General features: G+C 74.8%; 20 protein-coding genes. 4 read left to right on the top strand and 16 right to left on the bottom strand.

The features are described 5' to 3' along the window. Nucleotides 1-3: 3 nt before the first annotated feature. From recA to ACLQ20_RS26105, 4 genes are all read right to left on the bottom strand, one after another. The gene (gene recA / locus ACLQ20_RS26120) at nucleotides 4-1050 is read right to left on the bottom strand and encodes a recombinase RecA (RefSeq protein ID WP_311414238.1); all 1047 of its coding nucleotides are present in this window, start codon (nucleotides 1048-1050) and stop codon (nucleotides 4-6) included. A gap of 184 nt (nucleotides 1051-1234) precedes the next feature. Next, nucleotides 1235-1435, bottom strand: coding sequence for a DUF3046 domain-containing protein (locus tag ACLQ20_RS26115; RefSeq protein ID WP_151453943.1), 201 nt, complete (start codon nucleotides 1433-1435; stop codon nucleotides 1235-1237). Between the two features lie 4 nt (nucleotides 1436-1439). Further along, nucleotides 1440-2747: an MFS transporter gene (locus tag ACLQ20_RS26110; RefSeq protein WP_425857944.1), complete on the bottom strand. Its 1308-nt coding sequence runs from the start codon at nucleotides 2745-2747 to the stop codon at nucleotides 1440-1442. 78 nt (nucleotides 2748-2825) lie between these two features. Continuing rightward, on the bottom strand, nucleotides 2826-3968 hold the full coding sequence (locus ACLQ20_RS26105; RefSeq protein ID WP_425857943.1) for an acyl-CoA dehydrogenase family protein: 1143 nt from the start codon (nucleotides 3966-3968) through the stop codon (nucleotides 2826-2828). Between the two features lie 220 nt (nucleotides 3969-4188). Here ACLQ20_RS26105 and ACLQ20_RS26100 point away from each other — a divergent pair, with 220 nt between their 5' ends. Continuing rightward, the gene (locus ACLQ20_RS26100; RefSeq protein ID WP_327030847.1) at nucleotides 4189-4545 is read left to right on the top strand and encodes a nuclear transport factor 2 family protein; all 357 of its coding nucleotides are present in this window, start codon (nucleotides 4189-4191) and stop codon (nucleotides 4543-4545) included. A 25-nt stretch (nucleotides 4546-4570) separates the two neighbouring features. Here ACLQ20_RS26100 and ACLQ20_RS26095 read toward each other — a convergent pair whose 3' ends face one another. Both ACLQ20_RS26095 and ACLQ20_RS26090 read right to left on the bottom strand, forming a co-directional pair. Further along, the gene (locus ACLQ20_RS26095; protein ID WP_151453939.1) at nucleotides 4571-5275 is read right to left on the bottom strand and encodes a UdgX family uracil-DNA binding protein; all 705 of its coding nucleotides are present in this window, start codon (nucleotides 5273-5275) and stop codon (nucleotides 4571-4573) included. Nucleotides 5276-5423: 148 nt separating this feature from the next. Next, the gene (locus ACLQ20_RS26090; protein WP_151453938.1) at nucleotides 5424-6764 is read right to left on the bottom strand and encodes an aminotransferase class I/II-fold pyridoxal phosphate-dependent enzyme; all 1341 of its coding nucleotides are present in this window, start codon (nucleotides 6762-6764) and stop codon (nucleotides 5424-5426) included. 34 nt (nucleotides 6765-6798) lie between these two features. Between ACLQ20_RS26090 and ACLQ20_RS26085 the strand changes: the two genes are divergently transcribed. Together ACLQ20_RS26085 and leuE are read left to right on the top strand one after the other, a co-directional pair. After that, nucleotides 6799-8043: a bifunctional pyridoxamine 5'-phosphate oxidase family protein/GNAT family N-acetyltransferase gene (locus ACLQ20_RS26085; RefSeq protein WP_327030845.1), complete on the top strand. Its 1245-nt coding sequence runs from the start codon at nucleotides 6799-6801 to the stop codon at nucleotides 8041-8043. Then, nucleotides 8040-8708, top strand: a complete 669-nt coding sequence (gene leuE / locus ACLQ20_RS26080; protein ID WP_311414232.1) for a leucine efflux protein LeuE — start codon at nucleotides 8040-8042, stop codon at nucleotides 8706-8708. The genes ACLQ20_RS26085 and leuE overlap by 4 nt, the downstream gene beginning before the upstream one ends. A 91-nt stretch (nucleotides 8709-8799) precedes the next feature. Here the strand turns inward: leuE and ACLQ20_RS26075 are convergent, their stop codons facing one another. The 10 genes from ACLQ20_RS26075 to ACLQ20_RS26030 all read right to left on the bottom strand — a co-directional run bounded on the left by ACLQ20_RS26075 (nucleotide 8800) and on the right by ACLQ20_RS26030 (nucleotide 19165). Continuing rightward, the gene (locus ACLQ20_RS26075) at nucleotides 8800-9726 is read right to left on the bottom strand and encodes a sporulation protein (protein ID WP_327030844.1); all 927 of its coding nucleotides are present in this window, start codon (nucleotides 9724-9726) and stop codon (nucleotides 8800-8802) included. A 167-nt stretch (nucleotides 9727-9893) separates the two neighbouring features. Then, nucleotides 9894-10958: a hemolysin family protein gene (locus tag ACLQ20_RS26070; protein WP_151453934.1), complete on the bottom strand. Its 1065-nt coding sequence runs from the start codon at nucleotides 10956-10958 to the stop codon at nucleotides 9894-9896. Continuing rightward, nucleotides 10955-12304, bottom strand: coding sequence for a hemolysin family protein (locus ACLQ20_RS26065; protein ID WP_151453933.1), 1350 nt, complete (start codon nucleotides 12302-12304; stop codon nucleotides 10955-10957). The genes ACLQ20_RS26070 and ACLQ20_RS26065 overlap by 4 nt, the downstream gene beginning before the upstream one ends. Before the next feature lie 167 nt (nucleotides 12305-12471). Beyond that, nucleotides 12472-12837 carry a monovalent cation/H(+) antiporter subunit G gene (gene mnhG, locus ACLQ20_RS26060; RefSeq protein ID WP_151453932.1) on the bottom strand — a complete coding sequence of 122 codons (366 nt, stop codon included), beginning with the start codon at nucleotides 12835-12837 and terminating at the stop codon, nucleotides 12472-12474. Beyond that, nucleotides 12837-13106, bottom strand: a complete 270-nt coding sequence (locus ACLQ20_RS26055; protein ID WP_151453931.1) for a monovalent cation/H+ antiporter complex subunit F — start codon at nucleotides 13104-13106, stop codon at nucleotides 12837-12839. The genes mnhG and ACLQ20_RS26055 overlap by 1 nt, the downstream gene beginning before the upstream one ends. Next, nucleotides 13103-13684, bottom strand: a complete 582-nt coding sequence (locus tag ACLQ20_RS26050; protein WP_151453930.1) for a Na+/H+ antiporter subunit E — start codon at nucleotides 13682-13684, stop codon at nucleotides 13103-13105. Before ACLQ20_RS26050 ends, ACLQ20_RS26055 begins: the two co-directional genes overlap by 4 nt. Then, nucleotides 13681-15186: a Na+/H+ antiporter subunit D gene (locus tag ACLQ20_RS26045; RefSeq protein ID WP_151453929.1), complete on the bottom strand. Its 1506-nt coding sequence runs from the start codon at nucleotides 15184-15186 to the stop codon at nucleotides 13681-13683. Before ACLQ20_RS26045 ends, ACLQ20_RS26050 begins: the two co-directional genes overlap by 4 nt. 25 nt (nucleotides 15187-15211) lie before the next feature. After that, nucleotides 15212-15691: a Na(+)/H(+) antiporter subunit C gene (locus tag ACLQ20_RS26040; protein WP_425857942.1), complete on the bottom strand. Its 480-nt coding sequence runs from the start codon at nucleotides 15689-15691 to the stop codon at nucleotides 15212-15214. Then, nucleotides 15688-18522 (bottom strand): Na+/H+ antiporter subunit A, encoded by a 2835-nt coding sequence (locus ACLQ20_RS26035; protein WP_425857941.1) that lies wholly within the window; start codon nucleotides 18520-18522, stop codon nucleotides 15688-15690. The genes ACLQ20_RS26040 and ACLQ20_RS26035 overlap by 4 nt, the downstream gene beginning before the upstream one ends. 256 nt (nucleotides 18523-18778) lie before the next feature. Continuing rightward, a complete protein-coding gene (locus tag ACLQ20_RS26030; protein WP_425857940.1) occupies nucleotides 18779-19165 on the bottom strand; it encodes a hypothetical protein in 387 nt (128 codons plus the stop codon). A gap of 172 nt (nucleotides 19166-19337) precedes the next feature. Between ACLQ20_RS26030 and ACLQ20_RS26025 the strand changes: the two genes are divergently transcribed. Further along, nucleotides 19338-23933: an ATP-dependent helicase gene (locus ACLQ20_RS26025; RefSeq protein ID WP_425857939.1), complete on the top strand. Its 4596-nt coding sequence runs from the start codon at nucleotides 19338-19340 to the stop codon at nucleotides 23931-23933. Nucleotides 23934-23939: the final 6 nt, after the last annotated feature.

Raw genomic sequence — 23939 nt, 5'->3', positions numbered from 1 at the left:
CGGTCAGAAGTCGACCGGCGGCAGCTCCGGGCCACCGGCGGCGTCGCCCGCGCCCACCCCGACGCCGAGCTTCTCGAGGATCTTCTTCTCGATCTCGGCGGCGACATCCGGGTTTTCCTTGAGGAACTCCCGGGCCTTCTCCTTGCCCTGGCCGAGCTGGTCGCCGTCGTACGTGTACCAGGCGCCGGACTTGCGGATGATCGCCTGCTCCACGCCCACGTCGATCAGCGAGCCCTCGCGGGAGATGCCCTTGCCGTACATGATGTCGAACTCGGCCTGCTTGAACGGCGCCGCGACCTTGTTCTTCACGACCTTGCACCGGGTGCGGTTGCCGACCACGTCGGTGCCGTCCTTGAGGCTCTCGATGCGGCGCACGTCGAGCCGGACCGAGGCGTAGAACTTCAGCGCCCGGCCGCCCGTGGTGGTCTCGGGGCTGCCGAACATCACGCCGATCTTCTCGCGGAGCTGGTTGATGAAGATCGCCGTGGTGCCGGTGTTGTTGAGCACACCGGTGATCTTCCGCAGCGCCTGGCTCATCAGCCGGGCCTGGAGGCCCACGTGGCTGTCGCCCATCTCGCCCTCGATCTCGGCGCGCGGCACCAGGGCCGCCACCGAGTCGATCACGATGATGTCGATCGCGCCGGAGCGGACCAGCATGTCCACGATCTCCAGCGCCTGCTCGCCGGTGTCCGGCTGGGAGACCAGCAGGGAGTCGGTGTCGACGCCGAGGGCCTTGGCGTATTCCGGGTCGAGCGCGTGCTCGGCGTCGACGAAGGCGGCGATGCCGCCGGCCCGCTGGGCGTTGGCCACCGCGTGCAGGGCCACCGTGGTCTTACCGCTGGACTCCGGGCCGTAGATCTCGACGACCCGGCCCCGGGGCAGACCGCCCACGCCGAGCGCCACGTCGAGCGCGATCGAACCCGTCGGAATCACCGAGGTCTGAACGACCGGACGCTCTCCCAGCCGCATCACCGAACCCTTGCCGAACTGCTTGTCGATCTGAGCGAGAGCAAGGTCGAGTGCCTTCTCCCGGTCGGGCCCTGCGGCCATGTTTGCCACCCCTGCCTTCGCCGGCGTCTTTCCTGAGCTTCGCGTCACGCGGACACGCTAGGCGCTGGGTCCGACAGAAAACCAGCCGACCGGCCGTGAGCTGTGGACGAGCACCCCGCTGTGGACAATAGCCGAACAGGTGTACGAGGCGACAAGCGACACGCGGAAGCCGCGAAACGGCTGCTCAGCGTAGTCGCGCGGGCACCCGGTCGGGATAGGCGGCGCAGACCGCGCGCCACACCACGTGGGTCTGCTCACCCGACGCCAGGGCCTGCTCGACGGTCCGCCCGCCGAGCTGGGAGAGCACCTGGTCGCGGGCGATGCTGGCCGCGTAGCCGGGGCCGAACGCCTCCTCGAGCCGGGTCCAGAAGTCGGTCAGCCGCACGTGATCAGTCCTCCTCGTCCGGTGCCCCCACCGGCACCGGCCGCAACGCTAGCGTCACCAGGGGCACCACCGCGACCGCCGCGAGCCCGGTGAGCACCGGATAACCGGCCGCCTCCACGACAAACCCGCTGACCGCCCCGGCGGCGGCACCGGCGAGCCCCATGGTCAGGTCGGAGAGCCCCTGCACGCTCGGCCGGATCCCCACCGGCACGGACTCCGACAGCAGCGTCGAGCCCGCGACCATGGTCCCCGACCAGCCCAGGCCGAGCAGGAACAACCCGACCGAGAGCCAGGCCGTGTGGTGCCCGGCCGTGCCGGCGACCGCGCACGCCGTGAGCAGCAGCCCGACGCCACCGAGGATCACCGCCCGGCGACCGACCCGGTCGGTGGGCCAGCCCGCCACCGGGGCGAGGGCGTACATGCCGGCGATGTGCAGGCTCAGCACGAGACCGACCACCCGCAGCACGTCGGCGTCGTCGTGCCACTCGTGCAGGCGCACCGGGGTCATCACCATCACCGCGACCATGACCAGGTGGCCGACCGCCACCGCGACGATGCCGAGCCGGGCGGCCGGCCGCGCGCGTACCACCGCCCAGGCGGCCCGCATGCCCGCACCGCGCCGGGCGGTCGGCGCCGGCGCGACGACGGGGGCCGCCGGGGTGCCGGCCGCCGCCAGCCGGCGCGCCGTGAGCAGCGGGTCCGGCCGCAGCAACGCCAGGATCGCCCCGGCGGCCAGCACGAGCGCGACGGCGCTGAACGCGAACGGACCGGCCAGCGTCGGCAGCCCCCAGCCGCTGGTGGTGCGGTCGGCGAGCGAGGCGAAGTTCGGCGCGGCGACCGCGCCGATGGTGGTGGCCCAGACGATCAACGAGAGCTGGCGGCCCCGGCGCGCCGGCTCGGCCAGGTCCACCGCCGTGTAGCGGGCCTGGAGGTTGGCCGCGCTGCCGCCGCCGAACAGGAGCATGCCGAGGAAGAGCAGCGGGACCCAGCGGGTCACCGCGGCGAGGACCACCAGGGCGCCGCCGGCCGCGCCGGTGAGGTACGCGACGACCAGGCCGGGCCGTCGGCCACGCACGGTCATGATCCGGGTGACCGGCACGGCGAGCAACGCCCCGCCCACCACGGCGGCGCTGCTGACCAGGCCCGCGACGGCGGTGCCGGCGACGTCGGAGGCGAGCAACGCCCCGACGGCGACGCCGATGGTCACCCCGATCCCGCCGACGATCTGGGTGACGAAGAGCAGCCGCAGGGTACGCCGCTGGATGGGCGCGACGTCGGCCGCGGCGAGCGGCGCGGCGAGGTCGGTGGCCATGGCGGCTCCTTCGAGGTAAGGGGCGAGGTGCCATCTCATCCTTGCGCACCCGCCCCGCCACCCGGCAGCCCGTCGACGTTACAACCCGAGGCCCCGGCCGATGATCTCCTTCATGATCTCGGTGGTGCCGCCGTAGATCGTCTGCACCCGCCCGTCCAGCCACGCCTTCGCCACCGGGTACTCCAGCATGTAGCCGTAGCCGCCGTGCAGCTGCACGCAGCGGTCGGCGACCTTGTTCTGCAGCTCGGTGGTCCACCACTTCGCCTTGGCCGCGTCGGTGACCGAGAGCCGGCCGGCGCCGTACTCCGCGACGCAGTGGTTGACGAAGGTACGGGCGATGGTGACCTCGGTGTCCAGCTCGGCCAGCAGGAAGCGGTTGTGCTGGAACGCGCCGATCGGTCGGCCGAACGCCTGCCGGGAGCGGGCGTAGTCGAGGGTGACGGCGAGCAGCCGCTCGGCGGCGACCACCGCGACTACCGCGATGCTGAGCCGCTCCCGGGGCAGGTTGGCCATCAGGTGGTAGAAGCCGTGGTTCTCGGTGCCGATCAGGTTCTCCGCCGGCACCCGGCAGTCGTCGAAGAACAACTCGGCGGTGTCGTTGGCCTTGAGCCCGACCTTGGCCAGCCGTCGGCCCCGGGAGAAGCCGGGGGTGCCGCTCTCCACCGCGATCAGGCTCACCCCGTGCGCGCCCTGCTCCGGGGCGGTACGCACGACCACGACCACCAGGTCGGCCATCTCCCCGTTGGTGATGAAGGTCTTCTGGCCGTTGAGCACCCAACCGTCGCCGTCGCGGACCGCGCTCGTGCGGATCCCGGCCAGGTCGGAGCCGGCGCCGGGCTCGCTCATCGCGATCGCGGTGACCAGGTCGCCGGAGCAGAACCCGGGCAGCCAGCGCTTGCGCTGCTCGTCGGTGGTCAGCTCGGTCAGGTACGGCGCCACCACGTCGTTGTGCAGGCCGAAGCCGAGCCCCGTGCAGCCGCTGGCGACGATCTCCTCGTCCAGCACGGCGTTGAACCGGAAGTCCCGCTGCCCGCCGCCGCCGTACTCCGCATCGACGTCCATGCCCAGCAGGCCGGCCGCCCCGGCCCGGCGCCACACCTCGCGGTCGACGATGCCGTCGGCCTCCCAGCGCTCGTGGTGGGGCACCGCCTCGCGGGTCAGGAACTCGCGGCACAGCTCGCGGAACTCCTCGTGGTCGCGCTCGTAGAGATGCTGCTCCATGGCGGCAAGTGTGGCACCGCTCACCCGCCCTGCCCAGGGGCCGCCCACCCGGCGCACACGCTGCGTACGCCGCCACCGACGCTGCCGCGGCCCAACCGGCCGTCCGCCGGTCGGGCCAAGGCGAATCTTGGACAGTTGCCGCTCGCGGCGAACGGCAACTGTCCCAAGATTCGCCTTGGGGGCTCCCGCGAGCCGGGCGGCGGAGGGTTACTGTGCGGGCGTGACCGACGCACGGGGATTGGTGGAGGAGTTCAACGCGGCCTGGGAGCGGGGGGACCTCGACGCGGTCGTCGGCTTCCTGAGCGAGGACGTCACGTACTGTCCCAGCGCCTGGGACGGGCCGGCCGGCACGGTGCGGGGGCGCGACGCGGTGCGCGCGGTCCTCGCCAGCCAGCTCGGTCCGGGACCAGGCCCGGCCCTGGGGGCGGTGTGGGCGGACGGCGAGCGGGCGGTCTGCGAGTGGGCGTGGGCGCCGGCCGAGGACGGTACGGTGCTGCGCGGGCTGGACGTCTACCGGGTGCGCGACGGGCGGATCGTCGCCAAGGACGTCCACGGCAAGATCACGACGCCGGACTGACCGCCGACCGGCGGGCACCGGCCGGTCAGCCGGCGAGGGCGCGGGCGGCCACGGTGAGGTCGGCGACCAACCCCTCGTACGCCTTGTCCTGGTCGTCGGCGCGCAGCACGGCGGACGGGTGGATGGTGGCCAGCAGCCGGGCCGGCGGGGCGTCCGCGACGGCGCCCGCGGAGTCCACCGGCACCCGCCGGAAGTCCTCCGGGTGCTGGGCCGACTCCGGCCAGGGCAGCAGCTCGCCGCGCTGGCGGGTGACCCGGAACGTCGGGCCGAGCAGGGCCTTTGCGGCGGTGGCGCCGAGCACCACCACGATCTCCGGGCGGAGCTGGGCAAACTCGGCGACCAGCCAGGGCCGGCAGGCGGTGACGTGCACCCGGTCCGGGGTCTGGTGGATGCGTCGCTTGCCGCGCAGCTCGAAGCGGAAGTGCTTCACGGCGTTGGTGAGGTAGATGTGGCCGGGGTCGAGCCGGGCGTCGTCGACCGCCCTGCGCAGCAGCCGGCCGGCGGGGCCGACGAACGGCAGGCCCTTCTGGTCCTCCAGGTCGCCGGGCTGCTCGCCGACGAAGACCACCCGGGCGCCGGCGTCGCCGCGACCGAAGACGGTCTGCGAGGCGTCCCGGTGGAGCTCGCAGCCCCGGCAGCCGGCGGCGGCGGCGCGCAGGTCGTCGAGGGTGTCGGCGCGCGGCGGGATGAACTTCTGCGCGCCCGGCGCGGTCTCGGTCTGCTCGGCCATGGCGACTGTTCTACCCGGTGCGGGAGGGAACACGCGCGGGGACCCGCCGGGAGGGACACGCCGGTGCGCACAAAGTGGACGGTGTGGGCGGAGTGCCGACGCGGCGTCGCCCACCCCGGGCCGTCCGGGGTCGCGGCAGGCTCCCCGCTCACGCCGTGAAGCCGGCGGCGGGGGTGGGCCGGACGGCCCGGGCCACGGCCTCGGCCAGGTCCGGGATCTCCGCCTCGTCGAGCGAGCTGACGGTGATCCGCAGCGCCGGCGGGCCGGCGATCCGGTGCAGCGCGCCGGGCGCGACCGCCCAGCCGGCGTCGCGCAGCGCGGTCAGCACGCTGGTCTCGTCGTCGACCGGCAGCCAGACGTTGATGCCGCTGCGGCCGTGGGCGACCAGGCCGTGGCCGGCGAGCGCGTCGATCAGCCCCGTGCGCCGCCGCTCGTAGCTGCCGGCGGCCCGGTCCACCAGCTCAGCCACGGCGGGGTCCCGCCAGAGCGCCAGGACGAGCCGTTGCAGCACGGTGGAGACCCAGCCGGCGCCGACCCGGGCCCGGCCGGCCACCCGGGCCACGGTGGTCTCGTCGCCGACCAGCACGGCCAGCCGCAGGTCGGGGCCGAACGGCTTGCTCACCGAGCGGACGAAGGCCCACGCCGGGGTCGCCCCGGCGAGCGGGTGCAGCGGTACGCGGGCCAGCTCGGCGGCGTGGTCGTCCTCGATCAGCAGCAGGTCGGACCGGCCGGCGAGCAGGGCGCGCAGCTCCCCGGCCCGCTCGGGGGAGACCGCCGCGCCGGTGGGGTTCTGGGCCCGGCTCGTCACGATCAGCGCCCGTGCGCCGGCGGCGAGCGCGGCGGCGACCCCGGCGACCAGCGGACCGTCGTCGTCGACCGGCACGCCGATCGGCCGCAGCCCGAGCGCGGCGACCAGGTCGAGCAGGTTGGCCCAGCCCGGGTCCTCGACCGCGACCGCGTCGCCGGGGCGTAGGTGCGCGCCGAGCAGCCGCTCGATGCCGTCCAGCGCGCCGCCGGTGACGGTCAGCTCCGTCGCCGGTACGCCGTCGGCGGCCAGCCGCTCGCGGGCCGCCTCGGCCAGTTCGGGCAGCACCCCGGCCGCGGGGTAGCCGACCGGCTCCCCCGCGACGGCGGCGAGGCCGGCGAGGTGCGCCCCGAGGGGCGGCAGCAGCCGCACGTCCGGCTCGCCCCGGGAGAGGTCGCGCAGGCCGGGGGCGGTCGGCGGGCGCAGCGCGGAGCGGCGGGACGCCACCGGCGGCCGGGGCCGGACCCGGGTGCCGTGCCGGCCGGCGGTGACCACCAGGCCGCGCTGGCGCAGCTCCTGGTAGGCCCGGGCCGCGGTGGCCGGGCTCACCGCGAGTTGGGCGGCGAGCTCCCGCACCGGGGGCAGCGCGTCGCCGGGGGCGAGGGCGGCGGAGCGGATGCCCGATTCGATGCTGGCCGAAATCTCGGCGGCCGTCGTACCGGCCACCTGATAGCGTGCTGACACAAATCAGGGATTGTACTAGAACAAAGGTCGAGCCATGTACGCACCCACCGACCGGACCACCGCCAGCCGCTCCCGGGAACGGATGAGCTACGACGAGGCCGCCGCGCACGCGATCCTCGACGAGGCGTACGACTGCGCGCTCGGGTTCACGGTCGACGGCGAACCCCGGGTGCTGCCCACCCTGCACGTCCGCGTCGGCGACACCCTCTATCTGCACGGCTCCACCGGCAGCCGGCCACTGCTCGCCGCCCGGGGCGACGGACTGCCGGTCTGCGTCGCCGTCACCCTGCTCGACGGCCTCGTCTACGGCCGCTCGCAGTTCCACCACAGCGCCAACTACCGCTCGGTGGTCGCCCACGGCACCGCCCGCCTGGTCACCGACCAGCGGGAGAAGCTGCGGATGCTGACCGCCCTGGTGGAGAAGGCCGCCGCCGGGCGCAGCGCCGACAGCCGTCCGCCGTCGCGCCGGGAGCTGGCCGAGACGGCCGTGCTGGCCCTGCCGCTGCGGGAGGTGTCGGTGCGCGCCCGCACCGGCGGCGTACGCGACGAGGAGACCGACCTCGCCCTGCCGCACTGGGCCGGCGTGGTGCCGCTGCGGCTGACCGCCGGGCTGCCCGAGCCCGACGCCGGGGTGGGCGTGCCGGTGCCGGCGTACCTGCGGGAGCGGACGTCGCCGTGGCTCGACCCGGCGGTGCTGCGCGGGGAGCACGTGCTGCTGGAACCGCTCGACCTCGCGCACGCCGACGAGCTGCACGCCGCGACCGCCGACCCGGAGGTCTGGCGGTACCTGGGCAGCCCGCAGCCGGCCGACGTCGCCGGCACCGCCGACGGGATCGCCACCGCGCTGGCCGCACACCGGCGGGGCGAGCGGGTGCCCTGGGTGCAGCGCTGCGCGGTGACCGGGGCGGTGGTCGGCACCACCTCCTTCTACGAGGTGGACCCGGAGCGCCGGGCGGTGGCGATCGGCTACACCTACCTGGGCCGGCCCTGGTGGCGCACCGCGATCAACACCGAGGCGAAGCTGCTGCTGCTCACCCGCGCCTTCGAGGAACTGGGCGCGGAGCGGGTGGTCTGGCACACCGACGTCCGCAACGAGCGCTCGCAGCGGGCCATCGAGCGCCTCGGCGCGTCCCGCGAGGGGGTGCTGCGCCGGCACCGGCTCCGCCCGGACGGCTCCTGGCGGGACACCGTGCAGTATTCGATGATCGTCGACGAGTGGCCGAACGCACAGGTCACGCTCCGGGAAAGGCTTCGCCGGACGGCACCCGTGGCCCCATGATGGCGGGCGTGCTGGGCATCACCGACATCTGGACGTACGTGCTGGGCACCGTGGCGATCGTTCTGCTGCCCGGGCCCAACTCCCTCTTCGTGCTCTCCACCGCCGCGCAGCGGGGCGTGGCGACCGGCTACCGGGCGGCCGGCGGGGTCTTCGTCGGCGACGGGATACTCATGTTCCTCTCCGCCGCCGGCGTGGCGTCGCTGGTCCAGGCTTACCCGCCGCTCTTCCTGGTGATCAAGTACGCTGGCGCCGCGTACCTCGGCTATGTGGGGTTGACGATGCTGCGCGGCGCGTGGCGACGCTGGCGGACCCGCAACGACCCGGCCACCCCGCGGCTCATCGACGCCGCGGAGCCGGCGGCGCTGCGCAGCCCCTTCCGCAAGGCGCTGGTGATCAGCCTGCTCAACCCGAAGGCGATCCTCTTCTTCGTCTCGTTCTTCATCCAGTTCGTGGACCCGGGTTACGCCTGGCCGGCGCTGTCGTTCCTGCTGCTCGGGCTGATCGCCCAGGTCACCAGCGCGCTCTACCTGACCGCGCTGATCTTCACGGGCACGTTCCTGGCGGCCCAGTTCCGTCGGCGCCACCGCCTGGCCGCCGGCGCCACCACGGGCGTCGCCGCGCTCTTCCTGGGCTTCAGCCTCAAGCTGGCCACCGCCACCGCCTGACCCGGTCCGGTCAGGTGCCGTCACCGCCACCGGAGCGTCAGGTGCCGTCACCGCCACCGGAGCGTCAGGTGCCGTCACCGCCACCGGAGCGTCAGGTGCCGTCACCGCCGCCGGAGCCGCCGACGCCGGCTCCGCCGGCCGTGCCGCCCAGGCCGAAGCCGGGGTGGATCGGCTCGTCCGGCGGGCGGCTGACGTGCGCCGACCCGGAGAGGGTCGCGGACCAGTCGGCGTGCGCGGCGGCCGCGGCGTGCCGGTTGATCGCCGTACGCAGCCAGGCGTCCACGGTCGCGATCCAGTCCCGCTGGTCGGCGCCGACGTGCCAGACCCGGAACCGGCTGATGCTCTGGTGGGTGATCCCGGCCAGGGCCAGCCGCCGGTCCAGCCAGAGGATCACCTCCAGGCCGGCCGGCTCGGCGATGAAGATCAGCTCCAGCTCGGTGATCGGCCCGGCGTAGAGCGGCGCCACCCAGTAGCCCAGCCGCTGGTGCAGCGGCAGGGTCTGCGCCACCCCCGGCAGCCGCCCGTCAACCAGGCCGGCCTGGCGCATGCTGAAGCCGAGCGTGTCGAGGGCCGCCAGGACGTGCGCCTGGGTGGGCAGCGGATGCACGAAGACCGGCACCATCGCGCCCTGGTCGAGGCGGGGCTCGACCGCCACCTCCGTACGCAGCCCCATCCGCAGGCTGAGCAGGGGCACCCCGCCGAACACGGTCACCGGGGTCTCCCACGGCAGCGGGAACTCGAACGGGATCGACCGGCCCCGCCCGGCCCGCAGCACGAACGCGTCGGCCACCGTCGCCTGGTGGAACTGCACCAGCCGACGGGGCGCCTCCGGGTCGTCCGGCTCGGCCGTGGTGACCAGGCCGAGCCGGACGTGCAGGACGGGTACGTCGGTGGAGCCCGCGACGACGGTGACCCGCCCCGGCAGCCGCAGCCCGGGACGGGTGCTCGCGTTGGCCAGGGCGGTCCGCACCGACAGCCCGGTCCAGCCGGACTCGGGCGACACCCCCGTCAACCGCACGGCACTCCCCCGTCCACGACTGGGCCGGCCCTGCCACCCACGGCCGCCGACCCCGCGCGTGGGGTCACCCCTGGCGTCGCCGACCCGGCGGGTGGGGCCACCTCCATCGTCGCGGACCCGGCGGGTGGCCGCCCCGACTTCGACGAAGAGCGGCCACCTATCCGGTTTCACCTCATGCGTCGACCGCGCGGCACCGGGTCGGTCTCGTCGTCGAACTCGCCGATGACCTCCTCCAGCAGGTCCTCCAGCGCGACGAACCCGACCGGCCGGGTCGGCCCGCCACCGTTGCGCACCAGCGCGAGCTGGGACTGCCGGGCGCGCATCTCCGCCACGGCGTCGCTGACCGACGCCGAGGCCGGCAGGGTGAGGGCGTTGGTCATCAGGTCGCCGGCGGTGACCGCACGCCCCGTGGTGGTGGCCCGCACCGCCTCCCGGACGTGGACCAGGCCGCAGACATCGCCGTTGGCGTCCAGCACGGCCAGCCGCGACCGGCCGCTGTCCCGGCTGACCTGCTCGATCCGGTCGGCGCCCTCGTCCCGGCGCACCGTCACCATCTGGTCGAACGGCTCCATCACCTGAGCCACCGTGGTGCCCTGCAACTCCAGCATGCTGGTCAGCATCTGGTGCTGCTCCGCGCCCAGCAGCCCGTGCTCGCGCGACTGCTCCAGCAGCATGCGCAGCTCGTCCGGGCCGTGCACCTGGGCGAGCTGGTCCTGCGGGTTGACCTTGACCAGCCGCAGCATCGCGTTGGCCAGGGCGTTCATCACCGACAGCAACGGGCGGGCGACCCGCGCGAAGGCGCGGAACGGCAGCGCCAGCAGCACTGCCGAGCGCTCCGGGTGGGTGATCGCCCAGGACTTCGGCGCCATCTCCCCGACCACCAGGTGCAGGAAGGTGACGAGACTCAGCGCGAAGATCAGCGCGATCACGTGACTCGCGGCGGTCGGCAGCCCGACCGCGTGCAGCAGCGGGCTCAGCAGGTGCTCGATCGCCGGCTCGGCGAGCGCGCCGAGCCCCAGGGTGCAGAGCGTGATGCCGAGCTGCGCGCCGGCGAGCATCAGGGACAGCTCGCGTACGCCGTCGAGCGCGGCCCGGGCGGCCCGGCCGCCTCCGGCGGCCGCGTGCTCCAGCCGGTAACGCTTGCTGGCCACCAGGGCGAACTCGGCGGCCACGAAGAAGCCGTTCAACGCCAGCAGGATCACCGACGTGAAGAGTGCGATGCCGGGGCTCATGCGGACACCTCCCCGGGCTCGGCGATCCGCAGTCGGACCGAGTCGGCCACGTGCCGGTCGACGGCCAGCACCTCGACCAGGGCGCGCGGTTCCTCCGCGCCGTCCTCGCCGTCGGCCGGCAGGCTGATCTCCAGCCGGTCACCGACCTCGGGGACCCGCCCCAGCTCCCGCATGACCAGGCCGGAGAGCGTGTCGTACTCCGGCGCCTCGGGCAGCGAGATGCCGGTGCTGTCGGCCACCTCGTCGATGCGCCAGCGGGCCGGCACCACCCAGGAGCCGTCCTCCTGGCGGGCCGGGGCGCGCTCCGGCGGGTCGTCCTCGTCCCGGATCGGGCCGACGAGTTCCTCGGCGATGTCCTCCAGCGTGATCACGCCGGCGAAGCCGCCGTACTCGTCGACCACGCAGGCGAGCTGCCGGTGGCCGGAGCGCAGCCGGTCCAGCACCGTCGGCAGCGGCAGGGTCTCCGGAACCAGGAGCGGAGGGCCGGCGACCGCGCTGACCGGGGTGCTCGCGCGCCGCTCCGGGGGTACGCCGAGCACGTCGGCGATGCCGACGACGCCGACGAGGTCGTCGACGCCCTCGGTGCCGCGTACGGGGAAGCGGGACTTGCCGGTGTCGAGCAGCTCGACCACCCGGCTGAGCGGCTCGTGCGCGCGTACGGTGTGCACGTCGACGCGGGGCACCATGACCTCGCCCGCGGTCAGCCCCCGGAAGTCGAGCCCCCGGTCGAGCAGCGTGGACATCTCGTCGGTGAGGTGCCCCTCCTGGCGGGACTCGGCGATGATCTGTTCCAGGTCCTGCGGGGTGGCGCCGCTGGGCAGCTCCTCGATCGGCTCGATGCCGACGCGGCGCAGCAGCCGGACCGCGGCCCGGTCGAAGAGCTTGATCAGCGGACCGGCGACCTTGAGGTAGATCAGGGTGGAGCTGCTCAGGGCCTTCGCGAGGGGCTCGGGCCGGGCGATGGCGAGGTTCTTCGGGGCCAGCTCGCCGAGGACCATCTGCACCACGGTGGCGAGGGTCAGGGCCAGGGCGACCGAGAGCGGGAAACTGACGGCCGTGGAGACGCCGGCCACCCCGAGCAGCTCGGCCAGCCCGGCACCGAGGAACGGCTCGGCGACGTAACCGACCAGCAGGGCGGTGACGGTGATGCCGAGCTGCGCGCCGGAGAGCATGAACGACAGCCTCGCGGTCACCTCCAGCGCCCGGGCGGCGGCCTTGTCGCCGTCGTCGGCCAGCTGCTTGAGCCGGCCCCGGTCCACGGCGACGTAGCCGAACTCCTGGGCCACGAAGTAACCCGTGGCGACGGTGAGAACGATGATGAGTAGAAGACCAACGACGATCAACACGGGTCGCTCAGGGCTCCCGGGGTCGTCGGGGTCGGGATACGCCGGGCACGACCCGGCTGGCTACTGCTGCCCTCCTGGGCAGAAGAGTCGATCATGCGGCCCATTTTATCGGGATCGGCTGGATAGCCGCTGAAGGTGTGCCGAAGGCCCCTCGACGTCCGCGCGGGTCAGGACGGACCGCCCCCGCCACCCGCACGGCGGTCGGCGGACGCGAGCTCGTCGGCGTCGAGCAGACCCGGCTCGACCCGGCCGGCCCGGTACGCGGCCCGGCCGATCATCTGGGCCGCCACGGGGGCGGTGGCCAGTTGGAAGATCCCGACCAGCGCCACCATGCCCAGGTCGGCCGGGGTACGCAGGCGCAGCGCCACGCCGAGCAGCAGGAGCAGCACCCCGAGCACCTGCGGCTTGGTCGCGGCGTGCATCCGGTCCAGGGTGCCCGGGAAGCGCAGCACCCCGATCCCGGCGGCGAGGCTCAGCAGGGCGCCGGCCACCAGGCAGCCCCCGCCCAGCCAGTCGGCCAGCGTGCCCCACATCAGGCCTCCCCGTCCTCGCGCACGGCGAAGCGGACCAGCGACACCGACCCGACGAAACCGAGCATGGACAGCGCCACCAGCACCGGCAGGGTGGTGGCGTGGCGGTTCACCGCGGCCTCCGCGCCCACCGCGCCCACCATGGTGGCGAGCAGCATGTCGGCCGCGACCACCCGGTCGATCAGCGACGGCCCGCGGTAGAGCCGGATCAGGGCCAGCAACGCGGTCACCGAGAACAGGACGGTGAGGGTGGCGGCGAGGAACGTGATCACGGTTCGGGTCCCCTCTCGACGGGATCGGCGCTGACCCGGCGCACCTCGGCGTCGGAGCCGACCGCGCGGACGAGCCGCCGCTCGACGGCGAGGATCCGCTGCCGGCTGCCGCGCAGGTCCTGCGGGCCGTGGGTGTCGAACACGTGCACGTAGAGGACTCCGACGTCCCGGTCCACCTCGACGATCAGCGTGCCCGGCACCAACGAGATCGCCTCGGCGGTGAGCGCCAGGTTCAGGTCGGTACGCACCCGCAGGCGGACCGCGATGATCGCCCCCCGGGGCCGGTAGCCGGGCTGCACCGCGACCCGGGCGACGTGCGCGCTGGCGCTGACCAGTTCGCCGACGAAGCGCACTGCGAAGACGACCAGCGGCCCGGGGCGCAGCCGGCCGCCGAAGCTCACCGGCGGCAGCGGGAAGAACAGCAGCACGGCACCGGCCACCAGCGTCCCGCCCGCGAGGTTGCCCCACGAGAAGTCCCCCCAGAGCAGGCTCCAGACCAGCACCAGCCAGCCGAAGGCGATCAGTCGGTCGCGCCGCCGCCCCCGCCCGCGCGGCGGCGCCCCGGAGGCCGGGGTCACGGGACACCGACCGGCAGCACGGAACGGATGTACGGGGTGCGCTCGCGCAGGTCGACCGCCGCGTCGGCGGTGACGTCGAACAGCGGCCCGGCGACGACGGTCAGCGCCAGCCCCAGCCCGACCAGCGCGATCGTCGCGCCGACCATCAGCGCCGGCAGGTGGACGACCGGCTCGGTGGTGGCCAGCCGGGGGGCGCGCCAGAAGGCGATGTTCCACACCCGCGAGGCCACGTAGAGGGTGAGCAGGCTCGTCACCGTCCCCGCCGCGACCAGCACGCCGGGCAGCGGCTCGCCGGCCGCGACGCCGGCCTGGAGCAGGCCGAGCTTGCCGAGGAACCCGGAGAAGGGCGGAATCCCGGCGAGGTTCATGGCGGGGACGAAGAAGAGGACGCCGAGCAGCGGGGCGGCCCGGGCCAGCCCGCCGATGCGGCGCAGGTCGGTGCTGCCGGCCCGCTCCTCGACGAGGCCGGCGACCAGGAACAGCGTGGTCTGGATGGTGATGTGGTGCACCACGTAGAAGATCGCGCCGGAGAGCCCGGCGACGGTGCTCAGCCCCACTCCGAAGATCATGTAGCCGATGTGGCTGACCAGGGTGAACGAGAAGAGCCGCTTCATGTCGGACTGGGCGACCGCGCCGAGGATGCCGACCACCATGGTCAGCCCGGCCACCACCATCAGCAGGCCGGAGACGTGGCCGCCGGGAAAGAGCAGCGTCTCGGTGCGGATGATCGCGTACACGCCGACCTTGGTGAGCAGGCCGGCGAAGACCGCCGTGACGGGGGCCGGCGCCGTCGGGTAGCTGTCCGGCAACCAGGCCGAGAGCGGGAAGACCGCCGCCTTGACCCCGAAGGCGAGCAGCAGCATCAGCTCAAGGGTCAGCCGTACGCCGTCGGGCAGCGCGTCCAGCCGGTGCGCCAACTGGGCCATGTTCAGGGTGCCGGTGGCCGCGTACACCAGCCCCACCGAGGCGAGGAAGATCATCGAGGACAGGATGCTGACCACCACGTACGTCGAGCCGGTGCGGATCCGGGTCTCGGTGCCACCGAGGGTGATCAGCACGAAGCTCGCGGCCAGCAGGATCTCGAAGCCGACGAAGAGGTTGAACAGGTCGCCGGCGAGGAACGCGTTGGTCACGCCGGCGGTCAGCACCAGGTAGGTGGGGTGGTAGATGGTCACCGGGACGGTCTCGCCGAAGTCCCCCTGACCCTGGCCGACGGAGTAGAGCAGCACGCACAGGGTCACCGCCGAGGAGACCACCAGCATCAACGCGGCGAGCTGGTCCGCGACCAGCACGATGCCCACCGGCGCCGACCACCCGCCGACCTGGACCACCACCGGCCCGTGCCGGTACGCCTGCACCAGCAGCACCGCCGCCACCGCCAGCGTGGCGGTCAGGCAGGCCACGCTGACGACCCGTTGCGCCCCGGGCCACCGGGCCAGCAGCAGGGTCAGCGCCGCGCCCAGCAGCGGCACCACCACGGGCAGCGGCACGAGCCAGCTCATCGGGCGCCCCGTCCCGCGTACCCGGTCATCCGGGGCCGTCCCCGCGGTGGAGCCGGCGCGGCGGCTCCGGGTCGACCTGCTCGGGGTCGGCGTCCGGGCCCTCGCCGCCGAGGTCGGCGGCGGTCAGTTCGCTGCGCTCGACCGCATGCCTGATCTGCCGGTCCTCGATGTCGTCGGGGACCTCGTCGTCGCCCGTGAGGTACCAGCTGCGGTAGCTCACCGCCAGCAGGAACGCGGTCAGCCCGAAGGTGATCACGATGGCGGTGAGGATCATGGCCTGCGGCAGCGCGTCGCTCAAGGTGCCGGGGGGCGCCGTGCCGACCACCGGGGCGGCACCCGAGCGCCCGCCGAGCAGGATGAGCGCGTTCACCCCGTTGCCGAGCAGGATGACGCCGAGCAGGATCCGGGTCAGGCTGCGTTCCAGCAGCAGGGTGACCCCGCAGCCGACCAGCACCCCGGCGGCGACGACCAGCACCAGGGTCGGTCCCGCGCCGCCCGTCCTCACGTCCGCTCCCCCTGCCCGTCGACCCGCAGGCCGCCCCCGGACGCGCCGGCCGCCTCGATGTGCCGGTCCACCTCGGCGCCGAGGCTGCGCAGGATGTCCAGCACCAGCCCGACCACGACCAGGTAGACGCCCACGTCGAAGAAGAGGGACGTGACCAGGTAGAAGTCCCCGATCACCGGCAGCCACAGGTTGATCCGGGCGCTCTCGAGCACCGTGCCGCCCGCGAACAGGGCGACGGCGCCGGTGCCGATCGAGACGAAGAGGCCGGCGCCGAGCACCGTGCCGGCGCCGACCGGGGCGGCCTCGGCCAGCTCGTAGCGGCCGCCGGCCAGGTAGCGCACGGCCAGCGCAAGGCTCGCCACCAGGCCGCCGGCGAAACCGCCGCCCGGCGCGTTGTGGCCGGCGAAGAGCAGGAACAGGGAGAAGACCACCACCGTGTGGAAGACCAGGCGGGTCACCACCTCGAGCACGATCGAACGCTGCCGCTCGTGCAGGGTCGACCCGCCGCGCAGCCAGACCCGGTGCCCCGGCCGCTGCACCCGGTTCGGCCGCTCCGGGCGGCGCGGGCGGGGCCCGGTCCGGGAGCGCTGGAAGACCAGGCTGGCCACGCCGGTCGCGGCCACCACCAGCACCGACAGCTCGCCCATCGTGTCCCAGGCCCGGATGTCGACCAGGGTCACGTTGACCACGTTGCGGCCGTAGCCGTGGGTGACGGCCAGGTCCGGGAACTCGGCGGAGATGGTGGGCGCCCGCCTGGCCGAGGCGGCGGTCAGGGCCAGTCCGCCGACCACCACGCCGACCACCAGCCCGATTGTCCGACGCGCCCACTTCGGGCGTCTGGGGCGGGCCGAGAACCGTTCCGGCAGCCGGCGCAGCACCAGCACGAACACCGCGATGGTGGCGGTCTCGACGAGGAACTGGGTCAGTGCCAGGTCCGGCGCGCCGTAGACCACGAAGAGCATCGCCGTGCCGTAACCCGTCATGCCCACCAGCAGCATCGCCGTCAGCCGCCGGCGGGCGCCCACCGCCAGCACCGCCGCGACGGTCACCACCGCCACCACCACGACCTGCACCGGGCTGTCCCAGAGGGCGATCCGTTCCCGCCACGGACGGGTGGCCAGCATCGCCCCGCCGGGCACCAGGACGAGCACGACCAGGATGACGCCGAGGTACTGCGGCAGCGAGCCCCGCTGGGTCGCGCCGGTGACCCTCATGGCCAGCCGGTCGAAGCGGCGGATGAGCCACTCGTACCCCTGGTTGCCGCTGACCGGGACGTGCAGCCGGGCCAGCACCGGCGCGAGCGGGCCGCGCAGCGCGAACAGCGCCGCGCCGCCGGCCACGGCCAGCGCGGAGAGGCCGAGCGCGGGGCTGAGGCCGTGCCAGAGCGCCAGGTCCTTGCCGACGACGCCGAACGACTCGGCGTACGGGCGGAGCAGGCCGTCGAGGATCCCGGCGGCCGGGCCGGCGGCCAGCCCGACGGCGGCCAACAGGGCCGGCGGGGCGAGCATCGACGCGGGGATCCGCCCGAGCACGGCCGGTTCCACGCCCGGCCGGGTGGCGAACGCGCCCCAGACGAAGCGGGCGCTGTAGGCGACGGTGAGCGCGGTGCCCACCACCAGCACGGCGACGACGGCGGGCCGGTCGGTGAAGGCGGCCAGCACGGCCTCCTTGGCGACGAAGCCGACCAGCGGCGGCAGCCCGGCCATCGAGGCGGCGGCGAGCACCGTCACGGTGACGAGCAGCGGCGCCCGGCGCCCCAGCCCGGACAGCTCCCGCAGGTCGCGGGTGCCGGCGCCGTGGTCGATGATGCCGACGACGAGGAAGAGCGGCGCCTTGAACAGGGCGTGCGCCAGCAGCATCGCCACCCCGGCGAGGGCGGTGTCCGGGGTGCCGGCCCCGACGGCCACCGCGATCAGGCCGAGCTGGCTGACCGTGCCGTACGCCAGCAGCAGCTTCAGGTCGGTCTGCCGCAGCGCCGCCCAGCCCCCGGTCAGCATGGTCGCCAGGCCGGCGACCACGACCACCGGCCGCCACGGGCCGGCAGCCGCCAGCACCGGGGCGAGCAGCGCGATCAGGTAGACGCCGGCCTTCACCATCGCGGCGGCGTGCAGGTACGCGCTCACCGGTGTCGGCGCCGCCATCGCCACCGGCAGCCACGAGCTGAACGGCAGCACCGCCGACTTGGACAGTGCCCCGGTGAGGATCAGCACGACCGCCGTGACGAGGTACGCCCCGCCCGGCAGCGGGGCTGCCGTGATCTCCGACCAGCGGTAGGTGCCGGCGTGCCCGCCGAGCATGATGAAGCCCACCAGCATCGCCAGCCCGCCGAACGTGGTCACGGTCAGCGCCTGCGCCGCCGCCCACCGGCTGGAGCGCCGCTCGGTGCTGTGCCCGATCAGCAGGTACGAGAAGATCGTGGTGAGTTCCCAGCAGACGTAGAGCAGCAGCAGGTCGTCGGCGAGGACCAGGCCGAGCATCGCCCCCGCGAAGGCCACCAGCACGGCCGCGAACCGGGCCACGCCGGCGGACTCCCGACCGAAGTAGTGGGCGCTGTAGACCAGGACCAGCGCGCCGACGCCACCGACGAGCAGGGTCATCAGCCAGGACAGGGTGGTCAGCCGCAGCGCCAGGTCGACGCCGAGCTGGCCGATCCACGGGTACGTCTCGACCACCGCGCCGCCGTCGTGGACGGCGGGCGTGCGGGCCAGCGCCCAACCGAACGCCGCCGCCGGCGCCAGCGCCAGCGGGTAGCAGGCGCGGGGACCCCACCACCGGACGAGCAGCGGCGCGACGAGGGCCGCCACGAAGTGGAGGATCAGCAGTACGAGCACCCGCGCTCCCGGTCGAGGTGGCTGCGGCGCGCGCCGGAGGTGGGACGGCACCTAGGTGCGATCACACGCCAGATCGTCGCCCGGCGGGCGGTTTTGCGCGAATTCGTCCCGTTGTCGCCCGCGTCCGGGTAGCCGGCCCCGAGACGGCCGGCCAGCCGTCAGCCGAGGGGCGACACGGAGGGGCGGCCGGGCGCAGGCGGGCAGCTGGCCGGGGCGGAGGCGGGAGGGCGGCCGGGCGCCGGCGGAGGGGCGGCCGTCAGCCGACGGCGACGTCGACGGTGGGGGCGACGGGCTCCCGGGCGGGGCGCTCGCGACGGGGCTCCACCAGCAGGTCGGGGCGGCCGAGCTGGACCACGACCTTGTTGACCACCCGCTGGGCGGCGGCGAGGGAGCGCACCGGCAGCAACCGGCCCCGGCTCTCCCGGCGCAGCACGAAGTAGTGCACCGCGGCCCGGACCTGCCCCCGGTCGACCGCGCTGGCCTGCGCGGTGGAGGCGACCAGCTCCCGCAGCGCGGCGGCGAGCCGCTCGGCCAGCTCCAGCTCCGGGCCGGACAGCCCGGTGCGGACGGCAGCGAGGTGACCGTCGACCTTGCGGATGAGCACGTCGGTGCCGGGCTCGAAGCTCCGCTGCTCGACGGTCAATCCGATCTCCTCCACCCCGGGTCGACGCTCCGGGTGAAGTTACTTTATGTTGTGGGGCACAAGCAAGCAGTTAAGTAAGACTTAACGGATTGAACGCGCAAACATCGCGTATGAGCCGGAGCGGGGCAATGGCCCTCCGCCCAGAGCCCCGATGTCACACCGCCGGGGCAGGATGGATGGCGTGACGGATGCGATGGCGGGTTTCGGCGCGGCCACCCGGGAGTGGTTCGGCGCCGCCTTCGCCGCGCCCACCGCCGCCCAGACCGGCGCCTGGGGCTCCGTCTCCGCCGGGCGCAGCGCGCTGGTGGTGGCCCCCACCGGCTCGGGCAAGACGCTGGCCGCGTTCCTCTGGTCGCTCGACCGGCTCGCCCGCGAGCCCGCCCCGGCCGACCCCCGGCAGCGGTGCCGGGTGCTCTACGTCAGCCCGCTCAAGGCGCTCGCGGTCGACGTCGAGCGCAACCTGCGCACTCCCCTCACGGGCATCCGCCAGGCCGCCACCCGGCTCGGCGTCGCCCCGCCGGAGATCACCGTGGGAATGCGCACCGGCGACACCCCCGCCGACGAGCGGCGGGCCTTCGCCCGCACCCCGCCGGACATCCTCATCACCACACCCGAGTCGCTGTTCCTGCTGCTGACCTCCGCCGCCCGCGACTCCCTGCGCGGCGTCGAGACGGTGATCCTCGACGAGGTGCACGCGGTCGCCGGCACCAAACGCGGCGCCCACCTCGCGCTCTCCCTGGAACGCCTCGACGAGCTGCTGCCGGCCCCGGCACAGCGGATCGGCCTCTCCGCCACCGTCCGGCCCGTCGACGCGTGCGCCCGTTTCCTCGGCGGCGCCCGCCCCGTCGACGTGGTCGCGCCGCCCACCGCCAAGACGATCGAGGTCAGCGTCCAGGTGCCGGTGGAGGACATGACCCGCCTCGACGAGCAGGAGCCGCCGGAGGACGACCTCGGCGGCCTCGGCGCGCGCCGGGCGTCCATCTGGCCGGCGGTGGAGGAACGCGTCTTCTCCCTGGTCAGGGCACACCGCTCGACCATCGTCTTCACCAATTCCCGGCGTTCGGCCGAGCGCCTCTGCGCCCGGCTCAACGAGCTGGCCGGCGAGGAGCTGGCCGGCGGGCCCACGCCGTCGCCGCGCGGCGCGCAGGAGTGGGGCGGCCCCGAAGGGCCGGTGCGCGTCGGCCGCACGCCGGCGGAGCTGATGGCGCAGGCCGGCGCGGCGACCGGCGCGCCGGCGGTGATCGCCCGCGCCCACCACGGCAGCGTCTCCCGGGAGGAGCGCAAGCACATCGAGGAGGCGCTCAAGTCCGGCCAGCTGCCCGCCGTGGTGGCGACCTCCAGCCTGGAGCTGGGCATCGACATGGGCGCCGTCGACCTGGTGGTGCAGATCGAGGCGCCGCCCAGCGTGGCCGCCGGCCTGCAACGGGTGGGCCGGGCCGGGCACCAGGTCGGCGCGGTCTCCCGCGGGGTGGTCTTCCCCAAGCACCGGGGTGACCTGCTGTCGTGCACCGTGGTGGCCGAGCGGATGGCCGAGGGCGCGATCGAGGAGCTGCACCACCCGCGCAACCCGCTCGACGTGCTGGCCCAGCAGATCGTCGCCATGGTGGCGTTGGAGCCGTGGCGCGTCGGTGACCTGGCCGTGCTCGTACGCCGGGCGGCGCCCTTCGCCGAGCTGCCCGACTCGGCGCTGCACGCCGTGCTCGACATGCTCTCCGGCCGCTACCCGTCCACCGCGTTCGCCGAGCTGCGGCCCCGGCTGGTCTGGGACCGCGCCACCGACACGCTCACCGGCCGTCCCGGCGCGCAGCGGCTCGCGGTGACCAGCGGCGGCACGATCCCCGACCGGGGCCTCTTCGGCGTCTTCCTGGCGGGGGCCGAGCGGGCCGCCCGGGTCGGCGAGCTGGACGAGGAGATGGTCTACGAGTCCCGCGTCGGCGACGTCTTCCTGCTCGGCTCGTCGTCCTGGCGGATCGAGGAGATCACCCCCGACCGGGTGCTGGTCTCCCCGGCCCCCGGGCAGGCGGCGAAGATGCCGTTCTGGAAGGGCGACCAGCTCGGCCGCCCCGTCGAGCTGGGCCGAGCCATCGGCGCCCGGGTGCGTTCGCTGCTGCGGCAGAGCGACGAGACGGCGGTCGCCGCGCTGCGGGCCGGCGGGCTGGACGACTGGGCCGCGGGAAACCTGATGGCCTACCTGCGCGAGCAGCGCGCCGCCACCCGGTCCCTGCCCGACGACCGCACCGTCGTGGTCGAGCGGTTCCGCGACGAGCTGGGCGACTGGCGGCTGGCCGTGCACAGCGTGCTCGGCGCCCGGGTCAACGGGCCGTGGGCGCTGGCCATCGGCCGCCGGCTCGCCGAGCGCTACGGCGTGGACGCCCAGGTGATGCCGTCCGACGACGGCATCGTGGTCCGCCTGCCGGACACGGCGGACGAGCCGCCCGGCGCCGACGTGGTGGTCTTCGAGCCCGAGGAGATCGCCCAGCTCGTCGAGGAGTCGGTCGGCACGTCCGCGCTCTTCGCGTCCCGGTTCCGCGAGTGCGCCGCCCGGTCGCTGCTGCTGCCCCGCCGCGACCCGCGCCGCCGCCAGCCGCTGTGGCAGCAGCGGCAACGCGCCGCCCAGCTGCTCGACGTCGCCCGCGAGTACGCCGACTTCCCGGTCACCCTGGAGGCCGCCCGGGAGTGCCTCCAGGACGTCTTCGACCAGCCCGCGCTGGCCGAGCTGATGCGCGACCTGGCCGCCCGCAAGGTGCGCCTGGTCGAGGTGGAGACCGCCCAGCCGTCGCCGTTCGCCCGGTCGCTGCTCTTCGGCTACGTCGGCGCCTTCCTCTACGAGGGCGACGCGCCGCTGGCCGAACGCCGGGCCGCCGCGCTGGCGCTGGACTCGACCCTGCTCGGCGAGCTGCTCGGCCGGGTCGACCTGCGGGAGCTGCTCGATCCGGCGGTGCTGGCCGAGACCGAGCGGCAGCTGCGCTGGCTGACCGAGCAGCGCCGCCCGCGCGACGCGGAGGACGTGGTCGAGCTGCTCCGCGTGGTCGGCGACCTGTCGGAGGCGGAGCTGGCCGAGCGGGGCGCCTCCCCCGCGTGGCTGACCGAGCTGGCGGCGGCCCGCCGGGTGCTGCGCGTACGCGTCGCCGGCGAGGAGCGCTGGGTGGGCGTCGAGGACGCGGCCCGGCTGCGCGACGCCCTCGGCGTGGCCCTGCCGGTCGGGGTGGCCGAGGCCTACCTGGCCCCGGTGGCCGATCCGCTCGGCGACCTGGTCGCCCGCTACGCGCGTACGCACGGGCCGTTCGCCGCCGCCACCTGCGCGGCCCGCTTCGGGCTCGGCGTCTTCGTGGTCGAGCAGACGCTGCGCCGGCTCGCCGCCACCGGTCGGGTGGTGGCCGGCGAGTTCACCCCCGACACTGCCGGCAGCCAGTGGTGTGATGCGGAGGTGCTGCGGCTGCTGCGCCGCCGGTCCCTGGCCGCGCTGCGCCGGGAGATCGAGCCGGTGCCGCCCCGCGCGCTGGCCGCGTTCCTGCCCCGCTGGCAGCAGGTCGGCTCGTCCGCGCGGGGGGTGGAGGCGCTGGCCGCCGCCGTGGAGCAGTTGCAGGGCGCAGCGGTGCCGGCGTCCGCGCTGGAACGGCTGGTGCTGCCCGGCCGGGTCGCCGACTACTCCCCCGCCCAGCTCGACGAGCTCTGCGCCAGCGGCGAGGTGCTCTGGGCCGGTTCCGGGGCCATCTCCGGCGGGGACGGCTGGGTCACCCTGGCCTACGCGGACGTCGCGCCGCTGCTGCTCGCCCCGCCCGACGAGGCGCTCACCCGCACCCCGCTGCACGACGCGGTGCTGGACGCGCTCGGCGACGGGCAGGCGCTGTTCTTCCGGTCGCTCTCCGACCGGGTCGGCTCGACCGACGACGCCGCGCTGACCGCCGTCGTCTGGGACCTGGTGTGGGCCGGTCACCTCACCAACGACACCCTCGCGCCGCTGCGCGCGGCACTCGGCGGCGGCGGGGCGCACCGGTCCCGTGCCACCGCGCCGCGCACCCGTTACCGGCGCCCCGGGCGGGTGGCCCTGCCGACGCGTGGGGGCCCGCCGACCGTGGCCGGCCGCTGGTCCCGCCTGCCGGAGCGCGACACCGACCCGACCCGGCGCGCCGCCGCCCTGGCCGACGTGCTGCTCGAACGGCACGGCGTGGTGACCCGGGGCGCGGTCATGGCCGAGCAGGTGACCGGCGGCTTCGCCGCGGTCTATCCGGTGCTCTCCGCGCTGGAGGAGCGCGGCGCGGCCCGGCGGGGCTACTTCGTCGAGGGGCTGGGCGCGGCGCAGTTCGCGGTGCCGGGGGCGGTGGACCGGATCCGGGCGCTGGCCGAGCCGGCCGACGGCGGGCGGGGGCGTGGCGGGCCCACCCTGGTGCTCGCCGCGACCGACCCGGCCAGCCCGTACGGTGCGGCGCTGTCCTGGCCGGAGCGGGTGGTCGACTCGGGCGACGGGGCGGCCCCGGCGACCGGGCACCGGGCGGGGCGCAAGGCCGGCGCCGTGGTGGTGCTGGTCGCCGGCGACCTGGTGCTCTACGTCGAACGCGGCGGGCGGACGATCCTCTCCTTCACCGACGACACCGACCTGCTGACGGCGGCCGGGAAGGCGCTCGCCGACGCGGTCCACTCCGGCGCGTTGGGCGCGATGTCGGTGGAGCGGGCCGACGGCGAGGCGGTGCGCTCCTCGCCGCTGCGCGACGCCCTCACCGCCGCCGGCTTCCGGGCCACCCCGCGCGGCCTGCGCCTGCGCGGCTGACCCGCG

The organism is Micromonospora sp. DT46 (genome assembly GCF_049841735.1).
GTDB classification, from domain to species: domain Bacteria; phylum Actinomycetota; class Actinomycetes; order Mycobacteriales; family Micromonosporaceae; genus Micromonospora; species Micromonospora reichwaldensis.
This window is presented reverse-complemented; position numbering and strand designations above follow the sequence as displayed.